Annotated in this window: 23 protein-coding genes; 13 read left to right on the plus strand and 10 right to left on the minus strand. The window is 71.0% G+C overall.

The genetic code is table 11. From position 1 onward, the window contains the following. Positions 1-91: 91 nt before the first annotated feature. On the plus strand, positions 92-1,012 hold the full coding sequence (locus LCN96_RS12470) for a DMT family transporter (protein WP_225272755.1): 921 nt from the start codon (positions 92-94) through the stop codon (positions 1,010-1,012). Between the two features lie 46 nt (positions 1,013-1,058). Here LCN96_RS12470 and LCN96_RS12475 read toward each other — a convergent pair whose 3' ends face one another. From LCN96_RS12475 to LCN96_RS12500, 6 genes are all read right to left on the minus strand, one after another. Beyond that, positions 1,059-1,451, minus strand: a complete 393-nt coding sequence (locus LCN96_RS12475) for a Fur family transcriptional regulator (protein WP_148435713.1) — start codon at positions 1,449-1,451, stop codon at positions 1,059-1,061. After that, a complete protein-coding gene (locus LCN96_RS12480) occupies positions 1,448-2,320 on the minus strand; it encodes a metal ABC transporter permease (protein WP_225275973.1) in 873 nt (290 codons plus the stop codon). Before LCN96_RS12480 ends, LCN96_RS12475 begins: the two co-directional genes overlap by 4 nt. Then, on the minus strand, positions 2,320-3,099 hold the full coding sequence (locus tag LCN96_RS12485; RefSeq protein ID WP_225272756.1) for a metal ABC transporter ATP-binding protein: 780 nt from the start codon (positions 3,097-3,099) through the stop codon (positions 2,320-2,322). The genes LCN96_RS12480 and LCN96_RS12485 overlap by 1 nt, the downstream gene beginning before the upstream one ends. After that, complete coding sequence (locus LCN96_RS12490) at positions 3,096-4,028, minus strand: metal ABC transporter substrate-binding protein (RefSeq protein ID WP_225272757.1); 933 nt, start codon at positions 4,026-4,028, stop codon at positions 3,096-3,098. The genes LCN96_RS12485 and LCN96_RS12490 overlap by 4 nt, the downstream gene beginning before the upstream one ends. Before the next feature lie 104 nt (positions 4,029-4,132). Then, complete coding sequence (locus LCN96_RS12495) at positions 4,133-4,468, minus strand: formate dehydrogenase accessory sulfurtransferase FdhD (RefSeq protein ID WP_397351883.1); 336 nt, start codon at positions 4,466-4,468, stop codon at positions 4,133-4,135. A gap of 38 nt (positions 4,469-4,506) precedes the next feature. Then, the gene (locus LCN96_RS12500) at positions 4,507-5,484 is read right to left on the minus strand and encodes a 2-dehydropantoate 2-reductase (protein WP_225272758.1); all 978 of its coding nucleotides are present in this window, start codon (positions 5,482-5,484) and stop codon (positions 4,507-4,509) included. 328 nt (positions 5,485-5,812) lie between these two features. On the opposite strand from LCN96_RS12500, the gene LCN96_RS12505 reads away from it, so the two are divergent. The 6 genes from LCN96_RS12505 (at position 5,813) to LCN96_RS12530 (ending at position 13,896) form a co-directional block, all read left to right on the plus strand. Beyond that, entirely contained in the window at positions 5,813-7,486 is a 1,674-nt protein-coding gene (locus LCN96_RS12505; protein WP_225272759.1) for a thiamine pyrophosphate-binding protein, read from the plus strand. 13 nt (positions 7,487-7,499) lie between these two features. Further along, positions 7,500-8,723: a formyl-CoA transferase gene (frc, locus tag LCN96_RS12510; protein ID WP_225272760.1), complete on the plus strand. Its 1,224-nt coding sequence runs from the start codon at positions 7,500-7,502 to the stop codon at positions 8,721-8,723. A gap of 1 nt (position 8,724) precedes the next feature. After that, the gene (locus LCN96_RS12515) at positions 8,725-10,839 is read left to right on the plus strand and encodes an acetate--CoA ligase family protein (protein WP_225272761.1); all 2,115 of its coding nucleotides are present in this window, start codon (positions 8,725-8,727) and stop codon (positions 10,837-10,839) included. Positions 10,840-11,002: 163 nt separating this feature from the next. Then, positions 11,003-12,409, plus strand: a complete 1,407-nt coding sequence (locus LCN96_RS12520) for an Nramp family divalent metal transporter (protein ID WP_225272762.1) — start codon at positions 11,003-11,005, stop codon at positions 12,407-12,409. Beyond that, the gene (locus LCN96_RS12525; protein WP_225272763.1) at positions 12,409-12,909 is read left to right on the plus strand and encodes a hypothetical protein; all 501 of its coding nucleotides are present in this window, start codon (positions 12,409-12,411) and stop codon (positions 12,907-12,909) included. The genes LCN96_RS12520 and LCN96_RS12525 overlap by 1 nt, the downstream gene beginning before the upstream one ends. A gap of 12 nt (positions 12,910-12,921) precedes the next feature. Then, positions 12,922-13,896, plus strand: coding sequence for a TerC family protein (locus tag LCN96_RS12530; protein WP_225272764.1), 975 nt, complete (start codon positions 12,922-12,924; stop codon positions 13,894-13,896). Between the two features lie 57 nt (positions 13,897-13,953). Here the strand turns inward: LCN96_RS12530 and LCN96_RS12535 are convergent, their stop codons facing one another. From LCN96_RS12535 to LCN96_RS12545, 3 genes are all read right to left on the minus strand, one after another. After that, the gene (locus tag LCN96_RS12535; RefSeq protein ID WP_225272765.1) at positions 13,954-14,136 is read right to left on the minus strand and encodes a hypothetical protein; all 183 of its coding nucleotides are present in this window, start codon (positions 14,134-14,136) and stop codon (positions 13,954-13,956) included. An 80-nt stretch (positions 14,137-14,216) separates the two neighbouring features. After that, a complete protein-coding gene (locus LCN96_RS12540) occupies positions 14,217-14,954 on the minus strand; it encodes a GntR family transcriptional regulator (RefSeq protein WP_225272766.1) in 738 nt (245 codons plus the stop codon). 152 nt (positions 14,955-15,106) lie between these two features. Continuing rightward, complete coding sequence (locus LCN96_RS12545; RefSeq protein WP_225272767.1) at positions 15,107-16,465, minus strand: MFS transporter; 1,359 nt, start codon at positions 16,463-16,465, stop codon at positions 15,107-15,109. Positions 16,466-16,554: 89 nt separating this feature from the next. On the opposite strand from LCN96_RS12545, the gene sucC reads away from it, so the two are divergent. Genes sucC through LCN96_RS12575 form a run of 6 tightly spaced genes read left to right on the plus strand, consistent with a single transcriptional unit; the run spans position 16,555 to position 23,465 of the window. Further along, complete coding sequence (gene sucC / locus LCN96_RS12550) at positions 16,555-17,688, plus strand: ADP-forming succinate--CoA ligase subunit beta (RefSeq protein WP_225272768.1); 1,134 nt, start codon at positions 16,555-16,557, stop codon at positions 17,686-17,688. After that, the gene (sucD, locus tag LCN96_RS12555; protein ID WP_225272769.1) at positions 17,689-18,573 is read left to right on the plus strand and encodes a succinate--CoA ligase subunit alpha; all 885 of its coding nucleotides are present in this window, start codon (positions 17,689-17,691) and stop codon (positions 18,571-18,573) included. After that, positions 18,570-19,349 (plus strand): hydroxypyruvate isomerase family protein, encoded by a 780-nt coding sequence (locus tag LCN96_RS12560; protein WP_225272770.1) that lies wholly within the window; start codon positions 18,570-18,572, stop codon positions 19,347-19,349. The genes sucD and LCN96_RS12560 overlap by 4 nt, the downstream gene beginning before the upstream one ends. Further along, a complete protein-coding gene (locus tag LCN96_RS12565) occupies positions 19,346-20,206 on the plus strand; it encodes a 2-hydroxy-3-oxopropionate reductase (RefSeq protein ID WP_225272771.1) in 861 nt (286 codons plus the stop codon). The genes LCN96_RS12560 and LCN96_RS12565 overlap by 4 nt, the downstream gene beginning before the upstream one ends. Next, positions 20,203-21,924 carry a glyoxylate carboligase gene (gene gcl, locus LCN96_RS12570; RefSeq protein WP_225272772.1) on the plus strand — a complete coding sequence of 574 codons (1,722 nt, stop codon included), beginning with the start codon at positions 20,203-20,205 and terminating at the stop codon, positions 21,922-21,924. The genes LCN96_RS12565 and gcl overlap by 4 nt, the downstream gene beginning before the upstream one ends. 5 nt (positions 21,925-21,929) lie before the next feature. Beyond that, on the plus strand, positions 21,930-23,465 hold the full coding sequence (locus tag LCN96_RS12575) for an aldehyde dehydrogenase family protein (protein ID WP_225272773.1): 1,536 nt from the start codon (positions 21,930-21,932) through the stop codon (positions 23,463-23,465). Between the two features lie 10 nt (positions 23,466-23,475). On the opposite strand, the gene LCN96_RS12580 is transcribed toward LCN96_RS12575, so the two are convergent. Beyond that, positions 23,476-23,814, minus strand: coding sequence for a DUF6703 family protein (locus LCN96_RS12580; RefSeq protein ID WP_225272774.1), 339 nt, complete (start codon positions 23,812-23,814; stop codon positions 23,476-23,478). Positions 23,815-23,850 lie beyond the last annotated feature (36 nt).

Here is a 23,850-nt window from a genome sequence, read left to right on the forward strand (position 1 = left end):
TTGACTCCTGTCCGCGCCGGATTTTAGCGTGGTCGCAGCGTATCTCCTGTACGGGGTTCGGGGGGTTTCCGTGAGTGCACATCGCCGTATCGTGCTGATCGCGATCGTCGGCGCGCTCATCATCTCCGCCTCCGCTCCCCTCGTTCGGTTATCAGGTGTATCGCCTGCCACCTCGGCGTTGTTCCGGTGCGCGTACGCGGTGCCGCCCATGCTGCTGCTGGCCTGGACGGAGCGGCGGCGGCTGGGGCCGCTGCCGCGCAGGGCGGTGCTGATGTCGTGGGCGGCCGGGGTGGTGTTCGCGCTGGACCTGCTGTTCTGGCACCACGCGATCGAGTACGTGGGTGCCGGGCTGGCCACGGTGCTGGGCAACCTGCAGGTGTTCATCGTGGCGTTCGCCGCGTGGGCGCTGTTCGGGGAGCGGCCGTCCTCGTCGCTGATGGCCGGCACGCCGGTGGTGTTCACCGGGGTGGTGCTGATCTCCGGGGTGTTCGACAGCGCCGCCTATGGCAGTGATCCGATGCTGGGGGTGGCCGCCGGGGTGGCGACGTCCCTGTCGTACGCGGCGTACCTGCTGCTGCTCAAGGGCGGGTCCGACAGGGCCGTGGGGCCGCTGGCCCATGCGACGGTGGTGGCCACGGTGGCCATCGCGCTGCTCAGCCCGCTGTTCGGGGGCGCGAGTCTCGTGCCGGAGTGGCCGGCGCACGGGTGGCTGCTGCTGCTCGCGCTGGGGCCGCAGGTGCTGGGGTGGTCGCTGATCACGTACTCGCTGCCGCGCCAGCCCGCCGCGCTCACCTCGCTGCTGCTGCTCATGCAGCCGATGTCGACGGTGGCCATCTCGACGCTGGCGCTGGGGGAGCGGCCGTCGGCGCTGCAGCTCGGCGGTTGCGTGGTGGTCGTGCTGGGAGTGCTGTACGGCTCCCGCCGCTCTTCGTCCACCCGGCGGCAAGGAGTGGCGGCACAAGCTGAGGGAGTGGCTGAAGCCGGGGGAGCGGCTGGGCGGAGCAATCGGTAGGGTCGCTCACGAGGGCGGCCGGTGAGGGCCGCCCGGGGAGAAGCGCTCAGCCCGTCCGGGCCGGCGCCGTCGAGCAGGACGAGCAGGTCCCGAAGACCTCGACCGTGTGGGTGATCTCGGTGAAGCCGTGCTCGCTGCCCACCGCCTCCGCCCACCGCTCGACGGCCGGCCCCGCCACCTCCACGGTGCGCCCGCACTTGCGGCACACCAGATGGTGATGGTGGGTGTCGGTCGCGCACGCGCGGTAGACGGACTCGCCGTCGTCGGTACGCAGCACGTCGACCTGGCCCTTGTCGGCCAGCGCCTGCAACGCCCGGTAGACGGTGGTAAGCCCGATCTTCGCCCCGTGCAGGCGCATCTCGGCATAGACGTCCTGCGCGCTACGGAAACCCTCGCTCTGGCGGAGGGTGTCGTGCACTGCATCGCGCCTCGTGGTCATGCGACCTCCTCGACGCGCAGCTTTGGTCGCTCGCTCAATGTCGACTCCTGGGTACGGCCTCGCCGTACGAATTTACCGACACCGAGGGCCAGGACGAAGCCGGCGAGCGCAAGAAGCACGATCGCGGCGCCCGGCGGGATGTCGGAGGAGTAGGTGGAGGCGAGCAGCCCGCCCACGGAGGCGATCACGCCGAACAGCATGGCCAGCCCCATCGTGGTACGGAAGCCACGGGTGAGCTGCTGGCTGGTGGCCACCGGGATCACCATCAGCGCGCTGACGAGCAGCAGCCCCACCACGCGCATGGCGATGACGACGGTGAGGGCGGCGGTGACGGCGATGATCAGGCTCAGGAAGCGCACCGGCAGGCCGCTGGCCTTGGCCATCTCCTCGTCCTGGCAGAGCACGAACAGCTCCCTGCCGAAGATCAGGACGACCGCGATCACGGCGGCGGCCAGCGCGCCGATGACCCAGATGTCCTCGACGGTGACGCTGGCGATGGCGCCGAACAGGTAGGAGTTCAGCTTGGCGTTGCTGCCGCCCGGCGCGACGGCCATGAGCATGACGCCGCCCGCGATGCCCCCGTAGAACAGCAGCGCCAGCGCCACGTCACCGCTGGTGCGCCCGCGCGCCCTGACCAGCTCGATGGCCACGGCGCCGGCGATCGAGACGATCACGGCGGTGAGCACGGGCGTGGTGCCGGTCAGGAAGCCGAGCGCGACGCCGGTCAGCGCCACGTGGCCGATGCCGTCGCCGAGCAGTGACAGCCGCCGCTGCACGATGAACGTGCCGACGGCGGGTGCGCAGAGCCCGACCAGCAGGGCCGCGACGAGCGCGAGCTGGAAGAGCTCCTCCTGGAGCAGTTCGAAGATCACCTTGGTTCCCCCTGCCACCCGGTGAGCGGGCCCCCCACGGGCTCCTCCGCATGCGGGTGCTGGTGCTCGTGCCCCGGCCTGGCGCAGTCGCCCTCCGGGCGGGGCGGGCGGCCGTCGTGGGCGATGCGGCCCTCGCGGATCACCACGCCCCGGGTGATGACCGGCTCCAGCGGGCCCAGCTCGTGGGCCACCAGCACCACGGTCTTGCCGGCCCGGACGAGCCCGGCCAGCGTGTCGGCGAGCAGCTGCTGGGTCTCGGCGTCCACGCCCGCGGTGGGCTCGTCCATCACGTACGTGTCGGGCTCCCCGGCCAGCGCCCTGGCGATGAGCACCCGCTGCTGCTGCCCCCCTGACAGCGACTGCACGGGGTCACCGGCCCGGTCCGAGAGCCTGACGGCCTCCAGAGCGCTCGCCACGGCGGCCCTGTCGGCCGCGCTGGTCCTGCGCAGCCTGCTCTGCCGGGCGATCCGGCCCGAGGCGACGACCTCGCGCACGGTCGCCGGCACGCCCCCGCCGACCTGGAGCCGCTGCGGCACGTAGCCGATGCGCCACCAGTCGCGGAACCTGCCGGGCGGCGAGCCGTACACCAGTGTCTTGCCGCCGCTCAGCGGCGTGAGGCCGAGCAGCGCGCGGACCAGCGTCGACTTGCCCGAGCCGTTGGCGCCCAGGAGGGCGACGACCTCCCCGGGACAGACGGTCAGGTCGATCCCTCGCAGGACGGGCTTGCCGTCGAAGGAGACCCGGCCGTCGGTCATGGCGAAGGCCGTTGTGCTCATGCCGTACACCCCAGTGCTGTTTGTAGTGTTTTGAGGTTATCGCGCATGGCGGACAGGTAATCCCCGGAGGGCTTGCTCTCCAGCGGGTCGAGCACCGCCGTCTTGGCGCCGACCTGGCTCGCGAGCACCTCGGCCACCTTCGGGCTGACGAGGGCCTCGGTGAAGATCGTGGTGACGCCCTCGGCCTTGGCCAGCTTGGCGACCTCCGACAGGCGGGCCGGCGACGGCTCGGTCTCCGGGTCGAGCGTGATGCCGACCTGCTTGAGCTTGTACCGGTCGGCGAGGTAGCCGAACGCCTCGTGCGCGGTGACCAGTGTCCTGGACCTGCATGTGGTCAGGCCCTGGGTGAGCTCCTGGTCCAGCGTGCCGAGCGTGGCGGCCGTCGTGGCGGCCCGGTCGCGGTAGCCCTGGGCGTGCGCGGGGTCGGCCGTGGCCAGGCGCTCGCCCAGCTCGGTGGCGGCGGTGGCCAGGCGGGAGGGGTCGAGCCACAGGTGCGGGTCGTAGGAGAGCTCCTCGTGCCCGTGCTCCTCCTCGCCCTCCTCCTCGGCGTGCTCGCCGGCGGGGATCGTGGTGACGGCGGTGGCGGCGTCGAAGCTCTTCGCCGGGTCCACGGCGTCGTCCACGGCCGGCTGGATGCCCTTGATGTAGACGGTGAGCGCGGCCTTCTTGAGCTCGGTGACCTGCTGGATGCTCAGCTCCAGGTCGTGCGGCTCGACGCCGGGGGCGGTCAGGCCGGTCACGCTCGCGTCGGATCCCCCGACCTGCTCCGTCAGCCACTGCAGCGGGTAGAACGCGGCCACGACCTCGGGCTTGCCACCGGAAGCGGTGGTGGAGGTCTCAGCGGAGCCGGAGCCGCAGGCAGCGGTGGTGAGCAGGGAAGCTGCGGCCAGCAGACCGACAGCACTCGACCGGGAAAATCCTGACATCATGTGAGTCAGTATGCGTCGAAATGAAAACGGTTGTCAAAATCTGGCCATGGTAGTGGGATGCCGACGGCGGCTGGGGGCCAGGCGCGCCGTGCGGCATCCCGTCATCACCCCGGTGTTCGCGCGCCGGCAGAGCCGTTGCCGGCGCCCGGGGTGACGCCTGTGGGGCGCAGCCGCCGCTCGCCCGTGTGGACGTTCATCGAGCTCCCGCGCAGGAACCCGATGAGCGTCAGCCCCTGCTCCTCGGCCGGCTCGACCGCCGGCGAGGACGGCGCGGAGACGGCGGCCGGCACCGGCACGCCGCCCATGACCGCCTTCCGCACCAGCTCGAACGGCGTCCGGCCCGACACCATCAGCAGCCGGTCCAGCGCTTCCTCCCACGACGCCTGCCGCAGCACCCCGTTGTCACGGATCAGTGGATGGGTCAGGCGGTCATAGCTCATGATCCCCCCATTCGGTATGCAATCTACGGTATTCAGAGCTAGACCGCACGGACGAGATTCTCGTTCAGCAGGTCGCTCACCGCGTGGATCGCCCGCAGTGTGGGCACCTCCGCGCCGGTGAGGTCGGCCAGCTCGACGACCGCCGCGAGCAGCACGTCGAGCTCCAGTGGCTTGCCCTTCTCCAGGTCCTGGAGTGTGGACGTCTTGTGCTCGCCCGCCTTCTCCGCGCCGCGCAGACGGCGCTCGATGGAGATCCCCGGATCGCAGCCCACCCGCCTGGCCACGTCCACCGTCTCCCGCATCATGGCCACGACCAGCTCCCTGGTGCCGTCGTGGCGGCAGATGCCCGCCATCGTGGCCCTGGCCAGCGCGCTGATCGGGTTGAAGGCGATGTTTCCCATGAGTTTGATCCAGACGTCCCGGCGCAGGTCGCGCTCCACCGGGCACTTCAGGCCGCCCTCCACGGCCGCTTGGCTGAAGGCGGCGCACCGCTCCGTCAGCGTGCCGTCCGGCTCGCCGATGGAGAAGCGGGTGCCTTCGAGGTGGCGGATGACGCCGGGCTCCTCGATCTCCGTGGCCGCGTACACGACGCAGCCGATGGCACGGTGCAGGGGCAGCGCGTCCGTCACGGCGCCGCCCGGGTCGACACTCTCGATGCGGTAGCCCTCGTAGGGGCCCTTGAGTCCGTGGAAGTACCACCACGGGATGCCGTTCTGCGCGGCGATGATGCTCGTGGACTCGTGCAGAAGCGGCCGGATCATGGGGCCCGCCGAGGCGTAGCTGTTCGCCTTGAGGCCCAGGAAGATGTGGTCCACCGGGCCGACCTGGGTGGGGTCGTCGGTGGCATGGGGATGGGCGACGAAGTCGCCCCTGGGGGTGAGCACCCGCACACCGGCGCGGCGAATCGCCTCGAGGTGCGCGCCTCTCGCGACGAGGTGCACCTCGACTCCCGCCCTGTGGAGGGCGGCCCCCACGTATGCGCCGATGGCGCCGGCGCCAAGAACAGCGACCTTCATGCTGCGCTCCCGTTCTCGCGTCGGATCGTGTATCCCGTATACAGTATGGAAAAACGCGGGTCAAGGAGCGTGTCGATGGCCCTGTTGCGGCATGGACCAGTGGTGGAAGTGACCGGAGGCGCCCGGAGGCCGCCGGCGGGGCCGGTGCGGGCGCTGGTGCCGGAGCCGGGCGTGGACGTCTCCGCGATGGACGGGGTCGGGGCGAGCAGATCGAACTGATCGAGTTGCCCCCTGGGGGCTAGACACACCGTTCGCGAGCGAGTAACCATTGCGTTCATACGGTATGCAGTATGCGGAAGACAGCATTTCGTCGCCGGGAAAGGGTGGCATGATGTCGGAAACGATCTCTGGCGGTCATCTCGTAGCCAAGGCGCTCAAAGCCGAGGGCGTGGACGTGATCTACACGCTCTGCGGTGGCCACATCATCGATATCTACGACGGCTGCGTCGATGAGGGCATCGAGGTCATCGACGTACGCCACGAGCAGGTAGCCGCGCACGCGGCGGACGGGTACGCGCGCATCACCGGCAAACCCGGCTGCGCGGTCGTCACCGCCGGCCCGGGCACGACCGACGCGGTCACCGGTGTGGCCAACGCCTTCCGCGCCGAGAGCCCGATGTTGCTCATCGGCGGGCAGGGCGCGCTGAGCCAGCACAAGATGGGCTCGCTGCAGGACCTGCCGCACGTGGACATGATGACCCCGATCACCAAGTTCGCGGCCACGGTGCCCAGCACGGAGCGGGTGGCCGACATCGTGTCGATGGCCTTCCGCGAGTGCTACCACGGCGCGCCGGGGCCGTCGTTCCTGGAGATCCCGCGGGACGTGCTCGACGCCAAGGTGCCGATCGAGAAGGCCCGCATCCCCACGGCCGGCCAGTACCGGGCCTCCACCCGCCAGGCGGGCGACCCCGAGGCCGTCGAGCGGCTGGCCGACATGCTGGCGCACGCGGAGAAGCCGTGCATCCTGCTCGGCAGCCAGGTCTGGACGTGCCGGGCGACCGACGCGGCCATCGACTTCGTGCGCTCGCTGAACGTGCCCGCCTACATGAACGGCTCGGGCCGGGGCACGCTGCCGCCGGGCGACCCGCACCACTTCCAGCTCAGCCGCAGGTACGCCTTCACCGAGGCCGACCTCATCATCATCGTCGGCACCCCGTTCGACTTCCGGATGGGCTACGGCAAGCGCCTGTCGCCGACCGCGAAGGTCGTCCAGATCGACCTCGACTACCGCACCGTCGGCAAGAACCGCGACATCGACCTCGGGATCGTCGGTGACGCCGGCCTCATCCTCGCCGCCGCGGCGCAGGCCGCCAGCGGCCGCATCGAGAACGGCGCGGCCCGCCGCAAGGAGTGGCTGGAGGAGCTGCGCAACGTCGAGACCCAGGCCTACGAGAAGCGGCTGCCGCGCCAGCTCTCCGGCGCCCAGCCCATCGACCCCTACCGCCTGGTGCACGAGATCAACGAGTTCCTCACCGAGGACACGATCTACATCGGCGACGGCGGCGACATCGTCACCTTCTCGGGCCAGGTCGTGCAGCCCAAGTCCCCCGGCCACTGGATGGACCCCGGCCCCCTCGGCACGCTCGGCGTCGGCATGGCCTTCGCGATGGCCGCCAAGCAGGCGCGGCGCGACAAGGAGGTGCTCTGCCTGTTCGGTGACGGCGCCTTCAGCCTGACCGGCTGGGACTTCGAGACGATGGTCCGCTTCGACCTGCCGTTCATCGGCGTCATCGGCAACAACTCCTCGATGAACCAGATCAGGTACGGCCAGGCCGCCAAGTACGGCGAGGACCGCGCCCGCGTCGGCAACACCCTCGGCGACATCCGGTACGGCGAGTTCGCCAAGCTGCTGGGCGGCTACGGCGAGGAGGTGCGCGACCCCGCCGAGATCCGCCCCGCGCTGGAGCGGGCCCGCCAGTCGGGCAAGCCCTCACTGATCAACGTCTGGGTCGACCCAGAGGTGTACGCCCCCGGAACCATGAACCAGACCATGTACAAGTAGGGGAAACGCTGAGATGAAGGCTCTCGAAGGTGTCCGCGTCCTCGACATGACCCATGTCCAGTCCGGCCCCTCGGCCACCCAGATGCTCGCGTGGCTGGGCGCCGACGTGGTCAAGCTGGAGGCCCCCACCGGCGACATCACCCGGCAGCAGCTCCGGGACCTGCCCGACGTCGACAGCCTCTACTTCACGATGCTCAACTGCAACAAGCGCAGCATCACCCTCAACATGAAGAGCGAGCGCGGCAAGGAGATCTTCACCGAGCTGGTGAAGAGCGCCGACATCCTGGTGGAGAACTTCGGTCCCGGCGCGGTGGACCGCATGGGCTTCTCCTGGGAGCGTCTGCAGGAGCTCAACCCCCGCCTCATCTACGCCTCGATCAAGGGCTTCGGCCAGGGCAGGTACGCCAAGTTCAAGGCGTACGAGGTGATCGCCCAGGCGATGGGCGGCTCGATGAGCACCACGGGCTTCGAGGAGGGCCCGCCGCTGGCCACGGGCGCCCAGATCGGCGACTCGGGCACCGGCATCCACGCGGTGGCCGGCATCCTGGCCGCCCTCTACCAGCGCGAGCAGTCGGGGCGCGGGCAGCGCGTACAGGTGGCCATGCAGCACGCCGTGCTGAACCTGTGCCGCGTCAAGCTGCGCGACCAGCAGCGCCTGGCGCACGGGCCGCTGCGCGAGTACCCGAACAAGACGTTCGGCGACGAGGTGCCGCGCTCGGGCAACGCCAGCGGCGGCGGCCAGCCGGGCTGGGCGGTGCGCTGCGCGCCGGGCGGCCCGAACGACTACATCTACGTCATCGTGCAGCCGGTCGGCTGGAAGCCGATCGCCACCATCATCGGCCGTCCCGAGCTGGCCGAGGACCCGGAGTGGGCGACGCCGGAGGCTCGGCTGCCGAAGCTGGACAAGATGTTCCAGCTCATCGAGGAGTGGACGATCCGGCACGACAAGTGGGCAGTGCTGGACCGGCTCAACGCCGAGAACATCCCGTGCGGGCCGATCCTGTCCACCAAGGAGCTGGTGGAGGACGAGAGCCTCCAGCAGGAGGGCATCGTCGTCAAGGTCGACCACCCCACGCGCGGCGAGTTCGTGACCGTGGGCAGCCCCCTGCAGCTGTCGGACTCGCCGGTGGACGTGCGCACGCCGCCCCTGCTCGGCGAGCACAACCAGGAGATCTACGGCGAGCTCGGCGTCAGCGCCGAGGAGCTGGCCGAACTCAAGTCGAACGGAGTCATCTGACGTGGGCGCGAGGGAAGTCATCGAGAAGGCGCTCGCCGAGGGGCGCACCGCCCTGACGGCACCCGAGGGCCGCGAGCTGTGCCAGGAGTACGGCATCGCCACTCCGGGCGAGGGCCTGGCGACCTCGGCCGACGAGGCGGCGCGGCTGGCGGGGGAGATCGGGCTCCCGGTCGTGCTGAAGATCGTCTCGCCCGACATCCTGCACAAGACCGACGCCGGCGGCGTCCTGGTCGGGCTCAGGAGCGAGGAGGAGGTGCGGCAGGGCTACGAGACGATCCTGGCCAACGCCCGCGCCTACAACCCGGACGCCAGGATCGACGGCATCCAGGTGCAGCAGCTCGTCGGCGGCGGCCACGAGGTCATCGTGGGCGCGGTCACCGATCCCACCTTCGGCAAGGTCATCGCGTTCGGCCTGGGAGGCGTGCTGGTCGAAGTCCTCAAGGACGTGACCTTCCGACTTGCCCCGGTTTCGGGTGATGATGCGCTGGGGATGCTGGACGACATCAGAGCGGCCGAGGTGCTTCGCGGTGCCCGTGGGGCCGAGCCCGCGAACAGGCAGGCGCTGGCGGGCCTGATCGAGCGCGTGGGCAGGCTCGTCACGGACCTCCCCGAAATCGTCGAGGTGGACCTCAACCCCGTCTTCGCCGACGCGAACGGCGCGGTCGCCGCCGACGTGCGCATCATCATCGGCGAGCCGCAGGCCGAGGTCGAGCGGCTGCCGCGCGAGGAGATCCTGCGGCAGATGAACCGCATCTTCAAGCCGCGCTCGGTCGCCGTGATCGGCGCCTCCGCCGAGACCGGCAAGATCGGCAACTCGGTCATGAAGAACCTCATCAACGGCGGCTACCAGGGGCAGATCTACCCGATCAACCCCAAGGCCGACGAGATCATGGGGCGCAAGGCGTACAAGAGCGTCGCGGACGTGCCCGGCGACGTGGACGTGGCCGTGTTCGCGATCCCCGCCAAGTTCGTCGCGGCCTCGCTGGAGGAGGTCGGCGCGAAGGGCGTCGCGGGCGCGGTGATGATCCCCTCCGGGTTCGCCGAGACCGGGAACGTCGAGGGCCAGCAGGAGATCGTCGAGATCGCCCGCAGGCACGGCGTGCGCATGCTCGGCCCCAACATCTACGGCTACTACTACACGCCGGAGAACCTCTGCGCGACCTTCTGCACCCCGTACGACGTGCGCGGCAGCGTGGCGCTGACCTCCCAGAGCGGCGGCATCGGGATGGCCATCCTGGGCTTCAGCCGCACCACCAAGATGGGCGTCTCGGCCATCGTCGGCGTAGGCAACAAGGCCGACGTGGACGAGGACGACCTGCTGACCTTCTTCGAGCAGGACGACAACACCAAGGCCGTGGCCATGCACCTGGAGGACCTCAAGGACGGACGCGGCTTCGTCGAGGCCGCCCGCCGGGTGGTCAAGGAGAAGCCGGTCATCGTGCTCAAGGCGGGCCGCACCGCGATGGGCGCGCGGGCCGCGGGCTCGCACACCGGCGCGCTGGCCGGCGACGACAAGGTCTACGACGACATCCTCCGCCAGGCCGGCGTGGTGCGCGCGCCCGGGCTGAACGACATGCTGGAGTACGCCCGCGCGCTGCCGATCCTGCCGGCGCCCAAGGGCGAGAACGTCGTCATCATCACCGGCGCGGGCGGCTCGGGCGTGCTGCTGTCCGACGCCATCGTGGACGCGGGGCTGACCCTCATGGACATCCCCGACGACCTGGACAAGGCGTTCCGCGCCTACATCCCGCCGTTCGGCGCGGCGGGCAACCCCATCGACATCACCGGCGGCGAGCCACCCTCGACCTACGAGAACACGGTCCGCCTCGGCCTGGCCGACGAGCGCATCCACGCGCTGGTCCTGGGCTACTGGCACACGATCGTGACGCCGCCGATGGTCTTCGCCGAGCTGATCGCCCGCGTGGTGGCGGAGGAGCGGGCGAAGGGCAACGTCAAGCCGGTCGTGGCGTCACTGGCCGGCGACACCGAGGTTGAGGAGGCCAGCGAGTACCTGTTCGAGCACGGCGTGGTCGCGTACCCGTACACGACGGAAAAGCCCGTGGCGGTCCTCGGTGCGAAGTACCGCTGGGCCAGGGCGGCCGGGCTGCTGGGCTAAGAGCCGAGCACAGCAGCGCCAGGCGAGGGGGCAATTCGGGGCGCAGAGGAAGGCAACAAACCCCCCAGGAGGTCCGTAGGTGGACACATCGAACACACCACCGGCGACGGCCACGCCGCCGGTCGAGGATCAACGAGTATGGAAAGCGGGCCGGCTTGAGCCGATGCCCTTCAGGAAGCTCCCCGACGCGCCTCCCTCGGTGCACCTCATCGGGCCGACGGTGTTCCTCGTCGCGCTCGGCGTGGGCATGGGCGAGTCGTACATGTGGCCCCGGCTGGTGCTGCTGTTCGGGCCCGAGATCAGGTGGCTGTTCCTGATCGGCGTCACCCTGCAGGCCTTCGTCATGCTGGAGATGGCCCGCTACGCCATGGCCACGGGGGAGAGCATCTTCTCCGGCGCGGCCAGGGTGTTCAAACCGCTGATGTGGTTCTTCTTCGTCGTGGCGATCGCCGTCTACATCTGGCCGGGACACCTGTCGGCCGGAGCGGCGGCGTTCGAGGAGATCACCGGCATACCCTGGATGGTGACCGCGATCGCCGGGCTGATCCTCGTCGGCGTGGTCTTCACCCTCGCGAAGGTGATCTACAACCTGCTCGAGAACGTGCTCTCCCTGCTGATCGGCGCGCTCGTGCTGGGCACCGCCGTGGTCGCGGCCATGGTGGGCTCCTGGAGCGACGTGGTCACCACGATCACCGGCATGTTCTCCTTCGGCTACCTGCCGCCCGAGGCCATGACGGCGACCTGGTTCCCCGTCATCGTGGGCGCCTGCGCCTTCGCCGGCCCCTCCGGCATGCAGCAGATGTGGTACACGCTGCACCTGCGCGACTCCGGGGCCGGCATGGGCGCGCACCAGCCGAAGGTGCGCGGGCTGGCCCACGCGGGCGAGGAGGAGGAGCGGCCCAACCGCGGCTTCATGTTCGACACCGAGAACGCGGATGAGATGGCCAAGTGGAAGGGCTGGCGGCGCTGGGTCACCTTCGACGCGATCCTGCTCTTCTGGGGCGTCACCATGCTGGTCACGGTCTCCTTCACGGTGATCGCCCAGTCGGCGGTGCGGCTCGACCCCGGCGTGCGGACGGCCATCCAGGGCGACGACCGTGAGGTCGCGCTGAGCGCGATGTCCAACGCCGTCTCCTCGGCGGGCAGCACGGTCCTCGGCACCGTGTTCCTCGGCTTCATCGCGCTGATCGGCCTGAACGCCACGCTCGGGCTGTTCGACTCGTTCTCGCGCGGCCAGGCCGACATGACCTACAACTTCGTCCCCGGGGCGAAGAAGTTCGGCATGTCGCGGCTGTACGGGATCTTCCTGTGGGGTGTGATCCTCTTCGGCATCCTGATCCTGCTGTTCGGCCCGGCCGACGGTCCCAGCGGGATCCTGGACACGCTGGCGTTCCTGTCGACGTTCGCGATGGGCGCGTACTGCGTGACCCTGCTCCTGGTGAACAACCGCATGTTGCCCAAGCCGATCAGGCCGAAGTGGTGGACGAACATCATCATCGGCTTCGGCGCGGTGTTCTACCTGGGGATGCTGTTCTACAGTCTGTTCGCCTACGGCGTGGTCGTGGGCTGATGGTCGGACGGCACAGCCTCGAACTCGCCCTCCCTGGGGCGTCCATCGGAGCCGCTGCCGGAGCCATCGCCGGTGGGCTGACCCTGCTCGCGGGGCAGTCCACCGGCATGGCCGGACTGGCGGCGCTGGCCCTGGCCATGCCGCTGGCCCTCTTCGGCGGCCTCTACAGCATGCTGCTCGGCCACGGTGTCTTCCGCCCTGGCACCTTCGGCCCCGTCGGCCTGTACTGGATGGCCGCCTTCCCGGTGTCCCGGCTGACGCAGGAGATCCTGTCCCCGACGGGTGCCCTGCTCGAAGGGGTGGGGCCGTTCCTGGCGTACCAGGCGATGATCGCCCTCGGCTTCGCGATCGGCTTCCTCTGGGTGCACGAGCGGTTCATGCCGCACTGGCTGATGCGCAGGGCCGGCGACAACCCGCTCGCGCAGGAGCTGCTGGACAAGTACCTGCGCTTCGCCCGGATCGTCCGCTCGCGCAGGAGCAGCAGGAAGGGAGGCAGGTAGATGGTTCCGGCCATGGAACTGCCGTTCTGGGTCTGGGCCGCCACCATCGGCGGCTTCTGCCTGATACTCGCGCTCGACTTCTGGCTCGTGGCCCGCAACCCGCACGAGCCCAGCTTCAAGGAGTGCGTGGGCTGGGTCTCGTTCTACGTGGGCCTGGCCGTCGCCTTCGGCGTGGGCCTGCTCCTGCTGTCCGGCCCGGCGCACGGCGGCGAGTTCTTCGCCGGCTGGATCACCGAGTACTCGCTCAGCGTGGACAACCTCTTCGTGTTCCTGCTGATCATGAGCCGGTTCCAGGTGCCGCGGCAGTACCGGCAGAAGGTGCTGCTCATCGGCATCATCCTGGCGCTGGTCATGCGCGGCGGCTTCATCGCCGCCGGCGCGGAGGCCGTCGCCAGGTTCGACTGGCTCTTCTACGTCTTCGGCGCCTTCCTCGTCTACACGGCGTGGAAGCTGATCGGGCACGAGGACGAGGAGGCGGAGTTCTCCGAGAACCTCGCCCTGCGCACGGTACGCCGGGTGCTGCCGACGACGGACACCTACCACGGCGCCCGGCTGACCGTGCACCACGGGCGCAGGATGGTCACCCCGATGCTGATCGTGATGGTCGCCATCGGGACCACCGACCTGCTGTTCGCGCTGGACTCGATCCCGGCCATCTTCGGGCTCACCAAGGAGCCCTACCTGGTGTTCACCGCCAACGCCTTCGCCCTCATGGGGCTGCGGCAGCTCTTCTTCCTCATCGGCGGCCTGCTCGACCGGCTGGTCTACCTGAGCAAGGGGCTGTCGGTGGTGCTGGCCTTCATCGGCGTGAAGCTGATCCTGGAGGCGCTGCACCACGACGGGGTGTCCTGGGCGCCGGAGATCCCGATCATGGTGTCTCTGGGGGTCATCCTCGGCACTCTCGCCGTCACCACGGTGCTCAGCCTGGTGAAGTCGTCTCGCGACGCCAAGAAGAAGGTGGAGGAGCCGGAAACCGCGGATCGCTGACCGGGCCGCGCGCGGGGGCCGGTGGCTGCTTACGGGTGGCCGCCCCCCTGCCGCGGCTCAGCGGCGCGGTCGCTCGCGTACGTCGTGCTGGTGCTGGGCGCTCCACTCGCGCAGGTAGCGGTCCGCTTCGTCTGCCGAGTAGTGCTTCTTCAGCGCTGCGCTGAGGCCGATGCCGATGGCACGGCCGTCGGCGGGCTGGCCCAGAGGATCACCAAGAAGAAAGCGCCAGAACGCCTTCACGGTCACACACCTCCTGTCGGTCTTGCTCCCACCCTCTACCCGAGGTGTTTCGGAGCATGTGGATTTCTGTGAACGTCAGGTCAACCGAGCTGGCGCGGCCTGCGCCGGCGGACCGGCTTGGGGGCCGGCTCGGCGGGCTCGTTCTCCCGCTGCTCCATGTAGGAGGCGCGGGTGTGCTCGGTGTGCTCGCGCATGATCTGCGCCGCCCGGTCCTCGTCGCCCGCGTCGATGGCGTCGATCAGGGCCTGGTGCTCCTCCCACGACGCCATGCCCCGCTGGCGGGCCACCGGCGTGTGGTACCAGCGCACCCGCCTGGCCACCTGCGCGGCCAGCTCGGCCAGCACCCGGTTGCCCGACAGGGCCGTCACCAGGGTGTGCAGCTCGGAGTTCGTCGCCACGGCGCCGTCCACGTCGTCGGACCGCACGGCGGCGATACCGCGCTCGCACAGGGCGCGCAGCCGCTTCACACCCTCCTCGCCGGCGTGCAGCGCGGCGAGCCTGGCCGACTCGGTCTCCAGCAGCGTGCGCACCGCGAGCAGCTGGTCGGCCTCCTCCAGCGTGGGGACGTGCACGAACGCGCCCTGGCCGGGGTGCAGATCCACCCAGCCCTCGCCGCTGAGCTGCTGCAGCGCCTCGCGTACGGGCTGCCTGGAGACGCCGAGCAGCTCGGCCAGCTCGCTCTCGACGAGGTGCTGGCCGGGCTTGAGCTGGCCGGAGACGATGAGCTCTTGGATAGCCTCGATCACGCTCTCCCTGAGCGTGGCCGGGCGCGCAATCTTGGGGGCCGCCGTCTGACCGGCCTGATCCGACAGCAACATGGTGACGTCTCCAGGTTTGGGTGCTTTACGGTTTTTGGTCGACTGCCTACAGCATACCGTCTGGGGGTTCTGCGTGGCCGTGAGTCTCGTCACAGAGCGTCGCGTCACGGCCCGTTGTGTTACACGGCGTCGCGTCTCGCGCGGCACCGCTGTCACAGGGGGATGGTGGCGGGCAGACCGGGGATGCGCAGGCGCGGCGTGGCCAGGGCGGGCAGGGCCGCCAGCGCCGCCGCGGCCAGGAGGGCGGCTCCGGGGGCCGTCAGGGCGCTGAGGGCCAGGGTCACGGCCACCACGCCCGCCACGGCCTTGGCGCTGTAGACGACGGCGTGGATCTCGGTGGCGCGTTCGGTGCCGAACAGCTCGCGGACGAGGCTCGCCAGGAGGGGGTAGAACGCGCCGCCGCCCAGCCCGGCCGCCACGGCCCCGAGCCACAGCAACGGGCTGCCTGCCGTGGCCGTGCCGAGGGGGGCGGGGGCCGCTGCCGCGTTCTGGACGGCCACCGCCAGGAGGACCTGGCCGAGCGCCAGCGCGCCGAAGACGGCGGCCAGCACGCGGCGGCGGCCGAACAGCTCCGCCGCCCGCATCGCCACCGACCTGCCCGCCCCGTTCAACGCCACCAGCAGCGCCAGCGCGCCCCACGCGCCGGTGCCCGCCACCACGATCACGTCGAACACCGACACCGCCCCCGCGCACACCAGCATGAGCGCGAGTGCCGGCAGCGTGCGCGTGCGCAGCGCCTGCGCGAGCCCGAACTGCTTGACCGCCTCAGGGGACGTGCGCAGCCGCGCCGCGTCCAGGGCGTGCGTACGCGGGTCCACGTCGCCGGGCCACCACTGGGGCGGCGGGAGCCGGAGCCCGCGGGCGGCGGCGGCGATGACGGCCGTGGCCACCACCGCGCAGACCAGGAAGCCGGCCGAGGTCAGGCCCGGGGCGATCCCGGCCCAGAGCAGCAGGGGCACCGCGCCGTACCCGAAGGCTCCGGTGATGAGGCCGACGCGCGCGGCAGGGCGCTCCGGGTACCAGGAGGAGACGACCTCGCCGCAGACCCCGTAGACCAGCCCCGCCCCCAGCCCGCCCAGCACGGCGTAGCCGGCGAGGGTGAGCAGCCCGCCGGAGGAGAGCAGCGCCGCCAGGTCCGCGACGCCCCCCATCGGCGCGGCGTCGCCGGTGCCCCCCATCGGGGCGGCGGCGGTGACGCTCGGCGCCAGGGCCGCGGTGACCAGGCCGAGGCCGCTCAGGGCGGCGCCGGCGGCCAGGCAGGCACGCACGCCGAGCCGCCGCCGTCGCACCAGGTGGAGCGCGGGCAGGGCGCCGGCGGCCTGGCAGGCGATCCAGATCGCGAGCAGGGTCAGCCCGGACGCCTGCCGGGCGTGCAGCGCGGCGTAGCCGTACTGAAGGGGGCTGATCGCCGCCATCGCGGCGAGTGCCAGCCGGAACATGCGGGTGCGGTCGGCTGGGACGGGCCCGGGCCGGTACGACCGCCCCCGCCAGTCCCGGATTGCATTCTCCATACGGTATGGAATATCCCGCTCTACGCTCCCTGTCGAGACCCTAGACGAAGGATACTCCATACGGTATACCGTCTACAAAGGAGGCTCGGATGGACCTGTACGAGTACCAGGCGAAGGAGCTCTTCGGGCGTCATGGGATCCCGGTCCCCCCAGGCAGGACCGCGGCCACCCCGGCCGAGGCACGCGAGATCGCGGCCGGGCTGGGCGCGCCCGTAGTCATCAAGGCCCAGGTCAAGACCGGCGGACGAGGCAAGGCAGGCGGGATCAGACCGGCGGCGGGGCCGGTGGCGGCCGAGGCGGAGGCCGATCGCGTCATCGGCATGGACATCAAGGGGCACCTCGCTCGCCGCGTGCTGGTGGAGGCCGCGACGGTGCCGTTCGAGGAGTACTACGCGGCCTTCCTGGTGGACCGCGCCGAGGGCGGGTTCCTGGCGATGGTGTCGGCGCAGGGCGGCATGGAGATCGAGGAGCTGGCGGCCACCGACCCCGACGCCCTCGTCAAGCTGCCGATCGACCCCGTGGCCGGCGTGGACGCCGACACCGCCAAGCTGCTGGCGGCCAAGGCGGGCCTGCCCGAGCAGGCGGCGCCGGTGCTGGAGAAGCTGTGGCGGGTGCTGATCGAGGAGGACGCGCTGCTCGTCGAGGTGAACCCGCTGATCTGCACCACCGACCAGCGGATCATGGCGCTCGACGGCAAGGTCACCCTGGACGACAACTCCGCCTTCCGTCATTCCTGGGAGGACTACGGCGAGCGTACGGACAGTTTGGAGGACCGCGCCAAGGCCAAGGGGCTCAACTACGTCAAGCTGAACGGCACGGTCGGCGTGATCGGCAACGGCGCCGGGCTGGTCATGAGCACGCTGGACGTGGTGGCGGGCGCGGGGGCCGACCCGGCGAACTTCCTGGACATCGGCGGCGGCGCGTCCGCCCAGGTGATGGCCGACGGGCTGGAGATCATCCTGGCCGACCCCGACGTGCGCTCGGTGCTGGTCAACGTCTTCGGCGGCATCACGGCCTGCGACGCGGTGGCCAACGGCATCGTCACCGCGCTGGAGCTGCTCGGCGAGCGCGGCCACGGCAGGCCCATCGTCGTGCGGCTGGACGGCAACAACGCCGAGGTGGGGCGGCGGATACTCAGCGACGCCCGCCACCCGGCGGTCCGCCAGGTCGCAACCATGGACGGCGCCGCCGAGATGGCGGCCAGACTCGCGGCAGGTGCGTAGATGGCCATCTTTCTGACCAAGGACAGCCGGGTACTCGTCCAGGGCATGACGGGCGCGGAGGGCACCCGCCACACGGCCCGCATGCTCGCCGCCGGCACCGACATCGTGGCCGGGGTGACGCCGGGCAAGGGCGGCCGGTCGGTGGACTTCGGGGAGCGCACGGTGCCGGTGTTCGGCTCGGTCGCCGAGGCGGTCTCGGAGACCGGCGCCGACGTGTCGGTGATCTTCGTGCCGCCGCGCTTCACCGCCTCGGCCGTGGAGGAGGCCGTGACGGCGCAGGTGCCGCTCTGCGTGGTTATCACGGAGGGCGTGCCGGTGCACGACGCCGTCCGCTTCCGCGCCCTGGCCGGCGGCCGGACCAGGATCATCGGCCCGAACTGCCCCGGCCTGATCAGCCCCGGCCAGTCCTCGGCCGGGATCATCCCCGCCGACATCACCTCCGCCGGTCGCATCGGGCTGGTCTCCAAGTCGGGCACGCTGACCTACCAGCTCATGTACGAGCTGCGCGACCTCGGCTTCTCCACCGCCGTCGGGATCGGCGGCGACCCGGTCATCGGCACCACGCACATCGACTGCCTGCGGGCGTTCCAGGACGACCCGGGCACCGACGCCATCGTGATGATCGGCGAGATCGGCGGCGACGCCGAGGAGCGGGCCGCCGCCCACATCGCCGCGAACGTCACCAAGCCCGTCGTCGCCTACGTGGCGGGCTTCACCGCCCCCGAGGGCAAGACCATGGGCCACGCCGGCGCGATCGTCTCCGGCTCGTCCGGCACCGCCCAGGCCAAGAAGGAGGCGTTGGAGGCGGTCGGCGTGCGCGTGGGCAGGACCCCGTCGGAGACGGCCCGGCTGATGCGGGCGGTCCTGTCCAAGGCGGGCACGTGAGGACGGGCGCCCTGCGGTTCGACGTCAACCTGTCGATCCTGCTCACCGACCTGCCGCTGCTGGAGCGCCCGGCGGCGGCGGCCAAGCGCGGGTTCGACGCGGTCGAGCTGTGGTGGCCGTTCGACGGCCCCGACCCGGGCGGGGCGGCGCTGGCGGAGCTGCGGCAGGCCATCGAGGACGCCGGGGTGCGCCTGGTGGGGCTCAACTTCGACGCCGGCGACATGGCGGCGGGCGAGCGCGGCCTGCTGGCCAGGCCGGAGACCTCGGCCCGCTTCCAGGCCAACATCGACGTCGCCGTCCGGCTCGCGGGCGAGCTGGGCTGCCCGGTGCTGAACGCTCTCTACGGCAACGGCCCCGGCACGGACCGGGACCTGGCCGTGGCGAACCTGCGCAGGGCCGCCGACGCGGCCAGGAGCATCGGCGCCACCGTGGTCGTCGAGGCGCTCAACTCGCACGAGAACCCGCTCTACCCGATCACCTCGGCGGGCTCGGTGTTCGAGCTGATCGACCAGGTGGACAGGGACAACGTGGCCTTCCTGGCCGACCTCTACCACCTGCACCGGATGGGCGAGAACGTGCTCGCGCTCATCGACCGGCACGCGGGCCGGTTCGGGCACGTGCAGATCGCCGACGATCCCGGCAGGGGGCGGCCGGGGAGCGGCGGGATGCCGTACGAGGAGATCTTCGCGCGCCTGGAGGCGGCGGGGTATCGCGGGCACGTCGGCCTGGAGTACCGGCACCAGGGGCCGGGCGCGTTCGACTGGAGGCAGGGATGAACATCGGGTTCGTCGGCTTGGGGATCATGGGCAGCCCGATGGCCGCCAACCTCCTCAAAGCCGGATATGTCGTGACCGGTTATGACGTGAGCGCCGAGCGCGTCGAGCAGCTCGTCGCCCTGGGCGGCAAGGGCGCCACGGGCGTCGTGGACGCGGTCGCCGGCGCGGACGTCGTGATCTCGATGCTGCCCGACTCGCCGCAGGTGGAGGCGGTGGCGCCGCTCGTCATCGAGTACGGCAAGCCGAACCTGCTCTACATCGACATGAGCACGATCAAGCCTGAGACCTCCCGGTGGGTGGCCAGGGAGGCCGCGCAGGCCGGCGTACGGGCCCTGGACGCGCCCGTCAGCGGCGGCGAGCGCGGCGCCGTGGACGGCACCCTGTCGATCATGGTCGGCGGGGCGCCCGACGACTTCGAGGCGGCCAGGCCCGTGCTGGAGCGCCTGGGCGTCACCATCGTGCACGTCGGCCCGGCCGGCGCGGGCCAGACCGTCAAGGCCGCCAACCAGCTCGTCGTCGGCGGCATCTACGGGCTGGTCTCCGAGGCGATCGTGCTGCTGGAGGCCTCGGGCGTGGACCCGACGCCGGGCCTGGACGTGCTGGCGGGCGGCCTGGCCGGCTCCCGGATCCTGGAGCTCAAGCGGCACACCATGGTCAAGCGGGAGTTCGCCCCCGGCTTCCGCATCGACCTGCACCACAAGGACATGGGCATCGCCCTGGCCGCCGCCCGCGAGGCCGGCGTCAGCCTGCCGCTCACCGGGCAGGTCGCCCAGCTCGTGGCCGCGGCCAGGGCGCAGGGCCACGGCTCGCTCGACCACTCCGCCCTGCTCAAGGTGATCGAAAGGCTCAACGCATGAACCGCATGCCCTGCATGGAGGCCGTGGTCCAGGTGCTGGAGTCGGAGGGGGTGGACACCGTCTTCGGCATCCCGGGCGCGGCGATCCTCCCCCTCTACGCCGCGCTCCAGAACAGCTCGATCCGGCACATCACCGTACGCCACGAGGAGGGCGGCACCCACGCGGCCGACGGCTGGGCCAGGGTCACCGGGAACGTCGGCGTCTGCATCGGCACCAGCGGCCCCGCGGGCACGAACATGATCACCGGCCTCTACACCGCGCTGGCCGACTCGATCCCGATGATCTGCGTCACCGGCCAGGCCGTGACCTCCAAGCTGCACCAGGAGGCCTTCCAGGCGGTGGACATCGTGGAGATCGCCAAGCCGGTGACCAAGTGGGCGGTGCAGCTCAAGGAGCCTGCCCAGGCGCCCTGGCTGTTCAGGGAGGCGTTCAGGATCGCGCGGTCGGGGCGCCCCGGGCCGGTGCTCATCGACCTGCCGCTCGACGTCCAGCGCGGTTCCTGCCGGTACGACCCCGCGCTGGACGCGCCGCTGCCCGTCGAGGTGCCCCGGCCGCTGCCCAAGGCCGTCCGGGCGGCCATGGACCTGCTGGAGGAGGCCAGGCGGCCGATCATCCTGGCGGGCGGCGGCGTGATCATCGGGGACGCGACCGACGAGCTGCGGGCGCTGGCCGAGCACCTCCAGGTGCCGGTACAGGTGACGCTGATGGGCAAGGGGGCCTTCCCCGAGGACCACCCGCTGTTCGCGGGGATGGCCGGCATACAGACGCAGACGCGGTGGGGCAACGCCGCGTTCCTGGAGAGCGACCTGGTGCTGGCCGTCGGTGCCCGGTTCGGCGACCGGCACACCGGGGACCTCGACGTCTACCGTCGGGGGCGCAAGTTCGTGCACGTGGACATCGACCCCATGCAGATCGGGCGGGTCTTCGAGCCCGACCTGGGCGTGCTCGGGCACGCCCGGCCGGTGCTGGCCGACCTGCGCGACGAGGCGCGCCGCCGCGGCGGGCCCAGGCAGGCGGGCAAGTGGCCGCGCCGGGTCGCCGAGCTGCGCGGCACGATGGGCCGCCGCGACGACTTCGAGGACGTGCCGATCAAGCCGCCCAGGGTGTTCAAGGAGATCAACGAGTACTTCCCGCGCGACACCACGTTCGTCACCGCCATCGGGCTCTACCAGATCTGGTCCGGCCAGTTCCAGACCACCTTCCTGCCGCGCCGCTACCTGGTCTGCGGGCAGGCGGGGCCGCTGGGCTGGGAGGTGCCCGCGGCCATGGGGGTCAAGCTGGCCCATCCGGAGCGGCAGGTCGTGGCGGTGGTCGGCGACTACTCCTTCCAGTTCCTGATGGAGGAGGTGGCGGTGGCGGCGCAGTACCGGGTGCCGTTCGTGATCGTCATGATCAACAACGAGTACCTGGGGCTGATCAGGCAGGCGGAGCTCCCGTACGGCATGAACTACGCCGTCGACCTGCACTACGGGGAGGGCGGCATCGACCACGTCAAGGCCATGGAGGCGTTCGGCTGCCCGGCCCGGCGGGTGGAGCTGCCCGGCGACATCCGCGACGCGCTGGCCTGGGCCAGCGCCGAGGCGGCGAGCAAGCGGCTGCCGGTGCTGGTGGAGGTGATGGTGGAGCGCGAGGCGAACGCCGCCATGGGGCCGTCGCTGGAGGCGATCAAGGAGTTCGAGCCGCTGCCCGAGCTCATCACCGCCGACTGGTCCGACTGAGGAGGATGGACATGCGGCTCAAGCCTGGCACGTCCTGGCGGGAGACCTACGAACGGTGCTGTTCGGTGGCCCCGGAAGCCTTCCACGACGATCGGGTGCTGAACCACTGGGGCGGCATCTGGCACCGCGACGGGCGGCCGGTCCCCGGCTTCTCGCCGCTCGACGGCTCGGCCATCGCCGGCCTGCCCAGGCTCGACCGGGCCGGCGCCGGCCGCGCGGTGGCGGGCGCGGTGGAGGAGCACCAGCGCTGGCGCCACCTGCCGCTCGCCGAGCGCAAGGCGATGGTGTCGGCGGCCGTGGAATCCATGGCCGCGCACCGCGACCTGCTGGCGCTGCTGCTGGTCTGGGAGATCGGCAAGCCGTGGAAGACGGCCTGCGCCGACGTGGACCGCTGCCTGGACGGCGTGCGCTGGTACGTCGAGGAGATCGACCGCATGGTGGCGGGCCGCACGCCGCTGCCGGGGCCGGTCAGCAACATCGCGAGCTGGAACTACCCGATGAGCGTGCTCATGCACGCCATGCTCGTGCAGGCGCTGGCCGGCAACGCGGTGATCGCCAAGACCCCCACGGACGGCGGCCTGTGCTGCCTGACCCTCGCCTGCGCCCTCGCCGTCCGCGAGGGCCTGCCGTTCACGCTGGTCAGCGGGGGAGGAGCGGAGCTGTCACCGGTGCTCGTCGGCTCCGGCTCGCTGGGCTGCGTGTCGTTCGTGGGCGGCAGGGACGCCGGCGCGAAGGTCTCCACCTCGCTGGCCGACCTCGGGCGCCGCCACGTGCTGGAGCAGGAGGGGCTGAACTGCTGGGGCGTGTGGGAGTACGGCGACTGGGACCTGCTCACCCGGCAGCTGCGCGGCTCCTTCGACTACGCCAAGCAGCGCTGCACCGCCTACCCGCGCTTCGTCGTGCAGCGCTCGCTGTTCCACGAGTTCCTGGCGGCCTACCTGGAGGCGGTCGGGTCGCTGCGCTTCGGGCACCCGCTGGCCGTGGCGGACCCCGGCGACCCGCTGCCGTCGCTCGACTTCGGCCCGCTGATCAACGCCTCGAAGGCCAAGGAACTGGCCGACCAGGTGGACGAGGCGATCACGAGGGGCGGCGTGCCGATCCACCGCGCGTCCCTCGACTTCGGACATTTCCTCCCAGGCCAGGATATTTCCGCCTACTTCGCCCCAACGGCCCTGCTCAACCCCCCGCCCTCCTCACCCCTCCACCACGCGGAGCCGTTCGGCCCCGTCGACACGATCGTCCTGGTGGACACGGAGGCGGAGCTGCTGGCCGCGATGAACGCCAGCAACGGCGCCCTGGTGGCCACGCTGTCCTGCGAGTCGGCGGAGACCTTCGCCCGCCTCGCCCCCGAGGTGCGTGCCTTCAAGGTCGGTCACAACCGGCCGCGCTCGCGCGGGGACCGCGAGGAGCTCTTCGGCGGGCTCGGCGCCTCGTGGCGCGGCGCGTTCGTCGGCGGCGACCTGCTCGTCCGCGCCGCCACCACCGGCCAGGACGGCGAACGCCTCCCGGGCAACTTCCCCAGCTACACGCTGCTGCCGTAGCCCGGCAGCCTCAGAAGGCCCCGAAGCGGGTCGCCACCAGCAGCACCAGGAAGGTGAGCATGGCGACCCGCAACACCTTCCCGCCGACCCCCAGGGACGGCCACGACAGATAGGCCAGCCACCCCACGAAGGCGAGCACCGGCAGCACGGCCACGCCGCCCAGGGGGTTGGTCACGGCGAACCCCGCCAGCAGCAGGATCACCAGCAGGACCGGCGCCACCCATCGGGGCACCTGGGTGAACAGGAACGTCATCGGCACCGCGCTGCGCCGCTCGACCGCCTTGCGGAAACCGGTCGCGCCCGGCGTGAAGTACTGCTCGCCCTGGGGCTGCTTGTTGTCAGGGGCCACGACCAGAGCCTACGGGAATCGCCGTAACGCAGGCAG

Origin of the sequence: Nonomuraea gerenzanensis, assembly GCF_020215645.1 — a bacterium.
Classification (GTDB): domain Bacteria; phylum Actinomycetota; class Actinomycetes; order Streptosporangiales; family Streptosporangiaceae; genus Nonomuraea; species Nonomuraea gerenzanensis.